At 70.5% G+C, this 4878-nt stretch carries 6 protein-coding genes; 2 read left to right on the forward strand and 4 right to left on the reverse strand.

The annotated features are described in order from the left end of the window. Positions 1–1280, reverse strand: a 1280-nt coding sequence (locus B4E30_RS05960; RefSeq protein WP_286793966.1) for a histidine kinase dimerization/phospho-acceptor domain-containing protein, incomplete at its 3' end; no start/stop codon positions are given. Positions 1281–1401: 121 nt separating this feature from the next. Between B4E30_RS05960 and B4E30_RS05965 the strand changes: the two genes are divergently transcribed. Continuing rightward, entirely contained in the window at positions 1402–1767 is a 366-nt protein-coding gene (locus B4E30_RS05965; protein ID WP_071044956.1) for a response regulator transcription factor, read from the forward strand. 402 nt (positions 1768–2169) lie between these two features. Continuing rightward, positions 2170–2706, forward strand: coding sequence for a LacI family DNA-binding transcriptional regulator (locus tag B4E30_RS05970; RefSeq protein WP_286793968.1), 537 nt, complete (start codon positions 2170–2172; stop codon positions 2704–2706). A gap of 10 nt (positions 2707–2716) precedes the next feature. On the opposite strand, the gene B4E30_RS05975 is transcribed toward B4E30_RS05970, so the two are convergent. From B4E30_RS05975 to B4E30_RS05985, 3 genes are all read right to left on the reverse strand, one after another. Beyond that, positions 2717–3418, reverse strand: a complete 702-nt coding sequence (locus B4E30_RS05975) for an aspartate/glutamate racemase family protein (RefSeq protein ID WP_286721418.1) — start codon at positions 3416–3418, stop codon at positions 2717–2719. A 53-nt stretch (positions 3419–3471) separates the two neighbouring features. Beyond that, positions 3472–4290 (reverse strand): polyphosphate polymerase domain-containing protein, encoded by an 819-nt coding sequence (locus B4E30_RS05980; protein ID WP_286793969.1) that lies wholly within the window; start codon positions 4288–4290, stop codon positions 3472–3474. Continuing rightward, positions 4287–4878, reverse strand: a 592-nt coding sequence (locus B4E30_RS05985) for a DUF4956 domain-containing protein (protein WP_286793971.1), incomplete at its 5' end; no start/stop codon positions are given. The genes B4E30_RS05980 and B4E30_RS05985, both read right to left, overlap by 4 nt.

Genomic DNA, 4878 nt, shown 5'->3' on the forward strand with positions numbered 1-4878 from the left:
ACGTCGGCGATCAGATCCGGTGCGGCCACGTCGACGGGGGTGAGCGCGCTCGGCGCGGCTTCGCCGTGGCCGAGTGCGAGAAGATCTTCGACGAGATCGCCGAGGCGCGTCGCGTTGCGGTGGATGATCTCGATCCAGTCGCGCTCGGGGGTGGCCGCCTCCGACTCGCGGAGCAGATCGCTGTAGCCGAGGATGCTCGTGATCGGGGTGCGCAGCTCGTGGCTGGTCGTGGCGACGAAATCCTGCCGCTGTCGTTCCAGTTCGAGCCGGTCGGCGAGGGCGGCGGCGCGTTCGCGCTGCACGTCGGCCTGTGCGCGGGTGAGTTCGAGGGCGGCGGTCGCCCGGGCGAGGGTCTCGTAGCGCGCCGAGGACAGGAGCACCGTGAGCGCGGCGAGCGAGGTCATGAACACGACCGTGACGGCGGCGGTCTCCAGCGGGCTGTTCGCCCGGTCGGCGAAAGCTCCCTCGCCCATCACGGTGAGCACGAGCACGATCACCGCGGTGGCGAGGGCCTGCGGGTAGACCACCCGGAGCGGGAAGCGCAGCACCGCCCACGTGAACAGACCGAAGATGAGGAAGGCTCCCGGCAGGCTGGTCAGCGCCGTGAACGTGATCGCGATCAGTCCGGCCAGGAGCAGGGTCTGCGCGGTGATCTCCACCCGGCTCACCCGCGTGGCCAGCGCCGGCGGGAGGAGGGCGAACGGAGCGATCAGGAGGATCGCTGCGCAGTGCGAAACGCTCGCGAAGATACCCGGCAGCGGTGACCAGCCGCCGCTGACGACCGCGGCGGTGACGCCGACGATGACGCCTGTCGAGGCCGATCCGATGACGGCGGCGAGGGCGAAGTAGAGGGCGGCGTGCGCCGAGTCGAGCTGGAATCGGCGTCCGGTCGTGACCGGGAAGTGCGCTCGCCGCGCGGTGATGCGGATGCGCTGAGCGAGCAGTTCGACGACGAGGGCGGCTTCCAGCGCGTTCGCGGCACCGTAGATGAGCGACAGCACCGCATCGCGACCGGCGAGCGCGTTGGCCACCGTCGTGACGACGAAGATGACGACGACCGCGATCCATCGTTGACGCGGCGCCGCCTTGAGCGCGAACCACATCGAGAAGCCGGCAGCCGGCCACCATACCGCCAGGGGGATGCCGGGCACGGAGAACGAGACGCCGAGGAGCGCGAGGCCGAGGATTCCGACGGCGCCGACAACCCACAGCCACGCAGGCGTCTTCGGACGCTCGGCGCGTGTCCGCGTCAGGCGCGTGTCGGGGGTCAAGCGCTCCACGGTCAGAGGGTAGCGGCGATTATGGGTCATCTTCGGCATTGGGATCAAGGGCGATGTGCCGCAGTCGAGGATTCGCCTCGCGCCGGGTAGGTTGAACAGACGCCCGCCAGGGAGGTGTCGCATGGCTCAGGTGCTGATCGTCGAGGATGACGAAGACGTCGCATCGCTCGTCCGCGACGTGCTCGCGCGCGACGGATACGACATCCGGGTGGGGCGCGACGGCGGCGAGGGGCTCGAGCTCGCCCGCGCCCAGCATCCCGATCTGGTTCTCCTCGATTGGATGATGCCCGTCAAGACCGGCATCGAGGTGTGCGAGGAGCTGCGCTCCGATGTCGACTTCGCCACGACGCGAATCGTGATGCTCACGGCGCGGCGAACCGACGAGGACCGGGCGCGGGCTCTGGCCGCGGGCGCGGACGACTATCTCGTGAAGCCCTTCCTGCCGCGAGAGCTGCGCACGCGCATCGCTGCGATCCTCTCCTCCTGACCGCCGGGTGGATGCGCCCTCACCGCCGGCCGGCGGGATGCGTGACGGTCATGCCGGCATGTTCGTCACGGTGAATGCGATGAGGCCGGCCACCGCGAGGGCGATGACGATCATGGCCCACACCGGCAGGCCTCCCACCTCCTGGCGATACCAGGGCGTGAGCACGCGGGAGCGGTGACGAGAGTGGCGCGAACGGCGAGCATGCATCGGTAATCCCCCAGGATCGAGTGGCGTCTCGAGCGGCTTCCCCCGCGACCCGCGTCCGCTCGTCGGCGATGTTAGCGACCCAACGTTTCCATCCCGATACATTCGCGCATCCGCTCGGGAGATCTTGCGCAAACCTCCGGCCATCCCCGCCCTGCCGCCAGACCGGGCTTTCTGGCCCCGGGCTAGAATCCGGTCATGGCCGGTCAACGACGAAAGGCTACGCTCCAGGACATCGCCGACATCGTCGGGATGAGCCGGATGTCGATCTCGCGCATCCTCAACGGGAAGCAGCAGACCTCGCCGGAGCAGGAGGAGCGCATCCGCGAAGCGATCGCCGCCACCGGCTACCGGCTGAACCGCGCTGCCCGCGCGCTGCGTCAGGGGAGCATCCTGCCCACGATCGGTCTCGTCGTTCCGGCCTTCGCCGACCCCGCGTGCGCGGCCATGGCGGAGGCGGTCGCCGAGGTGGCGGACGAGCACGGCGCCCTGCTCGTCGTGGTGCGCGCCGGCGGAGAGGCGGTCGCGATCCGCGCGGGTGTGGACGCGTTGATCTCCCGCAACGTCGACGGGGTCCTGCTCTGCGGACCGAGCCCCGACATCGACGGCTGGGCCGAGGACGCCGACCGCCCGGTGGTCGCGATGGCCGCCGCGTCGGCGTCGCGCGATGAGCTCGACGCCTCGGCGAGGTCTGCAGCGGGCGAGCTCTTCGCCCTCATCGACGGCGGACGGTGATCCGGCCCGGTCAGGAGCCGTCGGCGCCGAGTGCGAAGGCGACCGCGGCGTCGACGTGCAGGGCCGTCGTCGGGAAGACCGGCACCGGACTGTCGCCGCGCGTGACGAGCAGCTCGATCTCGGTGCAGCCGAGGATGATCCCCTCCGCGCCCGCGTCGTGCAGTCGTGCCATCACGTCGCGATACCGCTCGCGTGCGTCGTCGGTGACGACGCCGTGCACGAGTTCGCCGTAGATGATCTCGTGCACGGTGCGCCGATCCGCTTCGTTCGGAACGAGGGCGCGGATGCCGCGTGAGGCCAGGCGGTCGCGGTAGAACGGCTGCTCCATCGTGAACGCCGTTCCGAGCAGGCCGACCGTGTGCAGCCCGGCCGCGGCGATCGCGTCGGCGGTCGTGTCGGCGATGTGCAGGAACGGGATGTCGATGGCCGCTTCGATGTCGTCCGCGACGAGGTGCATCGTGTTGGTGCACAGCACGATCAGGTCGGCGCCCGCATCCTGCAGCGCGCGTGCGCGGGTGGACAGGATCCGCGCCGTTGCTACCCAGTCGCCGGCGGCCTGCAGGGCCTCGATCTCGGCGAAGTCGAGGGAGTCGAGCAGAATGCGTGCGGAGTGATAGCCGCCGAGGCGATCGCGCACGCGCTCATTGGCGAGGCGGTACCACTCCAGCGAGGACTCCCAGCTCATCCCGCCGAGCACGCCGATGGTCCTCACGTGCCGAGTCTACGAGCGCCGGGGCCGCGGTGGCGCAGGGCGGTCAGTCTGTGTCACGCCGGGACGGAGGCGGTACCGGGCGCGATGCCCCGTGCGATGGTTCCGTGGCGGAAATGCCGACTCAGCGCCCGGTGCCACGGGTTGGCGGGAAGGTCCGAGTGCAGCGCGGCCATGCCGGTGCCGTACTTCGACACCTTCGCGGGGCGGTGGCCCTGTCGCCACAGCGCGCGGTCGAGCGCGCCGGCACGCTGCCCGGACTTCGTCTCGACGATCACGGACGACGGCAGCTGCAGGACCGCGCCGTCGGCGGCTATCCACGTGAGCTCGGTGTCGATCGTCGCCCGCGAGGGGTCGCCGCCCGGCGTCGCCGGGAGCAGCACCGTGGCGCGGCGGTATCGAGTGACGAGCGTCGGCTGCAGCCTCTCGGCCAGGCGCGCCGCACCGGGAATCCCGGCGTCGGCGAGGAGGTCGGTGGCGTACGCGACCGCTTCGTCGTCGAGTTCGTCGCCGGTGACCGGCACCCGGTCCTTGACGGTGGCGGCGCGTGCACCTCGGGTCTTCACCTCGAGGAACGATCCGCCCGAATCGAGATACGTGCGCGCGCGCACCTTGAATCGACGTCGGCGTCCGCGCACGGCGCCGTAGAAGCTGTCGAGGGTGGGCGTGTCGAAGTACTGCGAGGCGTAGCGGAGCGCGTTCTCTCCGCCGATTTCGAGGACGTCACTGCCAGTGGGAAGGGCATGCAGCACCGCCGGCAGGTCGCGGGCCGGAACGATGTACTTGCGGTCGACACGGGTCTGCAGCTCCGCCTGGGCGTTGAGTTCATCCAGGCCCACGGTGCGCAGGCCGCCGAGTGCGGCGAGGGCGTTCATCGGGCCACCTGCCAGGTGTGGGCGACCGTGTCGGGCGCGCTGTCGCGCTCCGAGGGCGTGGAGCTGTCATGCGTGCTGCGGCGACGCGGCGAGGCTCCGCGGCGGGGGAGGGCGTACCGCACGTTTACCGTGGTGGTGTCGGAGACGAGGTCGAGTCCGCGCACGGTGACGCGCTGCACGGTTGTGCCGAGGAGTGTCTCGACGGCCGCTCGGGCGTCATCCTCATCCGGGTAGGCCCTATCGAGCACGAGCGTCTGCTCGCGCGAGCGACGCAGCACGAGGGGGCTGTCGACGATCGCGATCACGCCGACGATCAAGGCCGTGAGGCCGATCGCACTCCACGTGGCCGCGCCCGAGAGGCCCGCGATCAGGCCGAGGGCGAGGGCGGCGAGATAATAGGCGATCTCACTCTGCTCGATCTCGCGGGACCGCAGGCGGATGATCGACAGCACGCCGAACAGTCCGAGGCCGAGGCCGGCGGTGACGGTCGAGTCGGTGAGCACCATCGACACCGCGAGCACGCCGACGTTGACGCCGACGAAGGCGATGGCGAGGTCTCGTCGCCGGTGTCGGGGGTAGTAGACGGCG

The organism is Microbacterium sp. UBA3394, assembly GCF_002358725.1.
GTDB classification, from domain to species: Bacteria; Actinomycetota; Actinomycetes; order Actinomycetales; family Microbacteriaceae; genus Microbacterium; species Microbacterium luteum.

Coding starts and splice junctions, on each gene's coding strand:
- B4E30_RS05965 (WP_071044956.1), top strand. CDS start 1,402: ATGGCTCAGGTGCTGATCGTCGAGGATGACGAAGACGTCGCATCGCTC.
- B4E30_RS05970 (WP_286793968.1), top strand. CDS start 2,170: ATGGCCGGTCAACGACGAAAGGCTACGCTCCAGGACATCGCCGACATC.
- B4E30_RS05980 (WP_286793969.1), bottom strand. CDS start 4,290: ATGAACGCCCTCGCCGCACTCGGCGGCCTGCGCACCGTGGGCCTGGAT.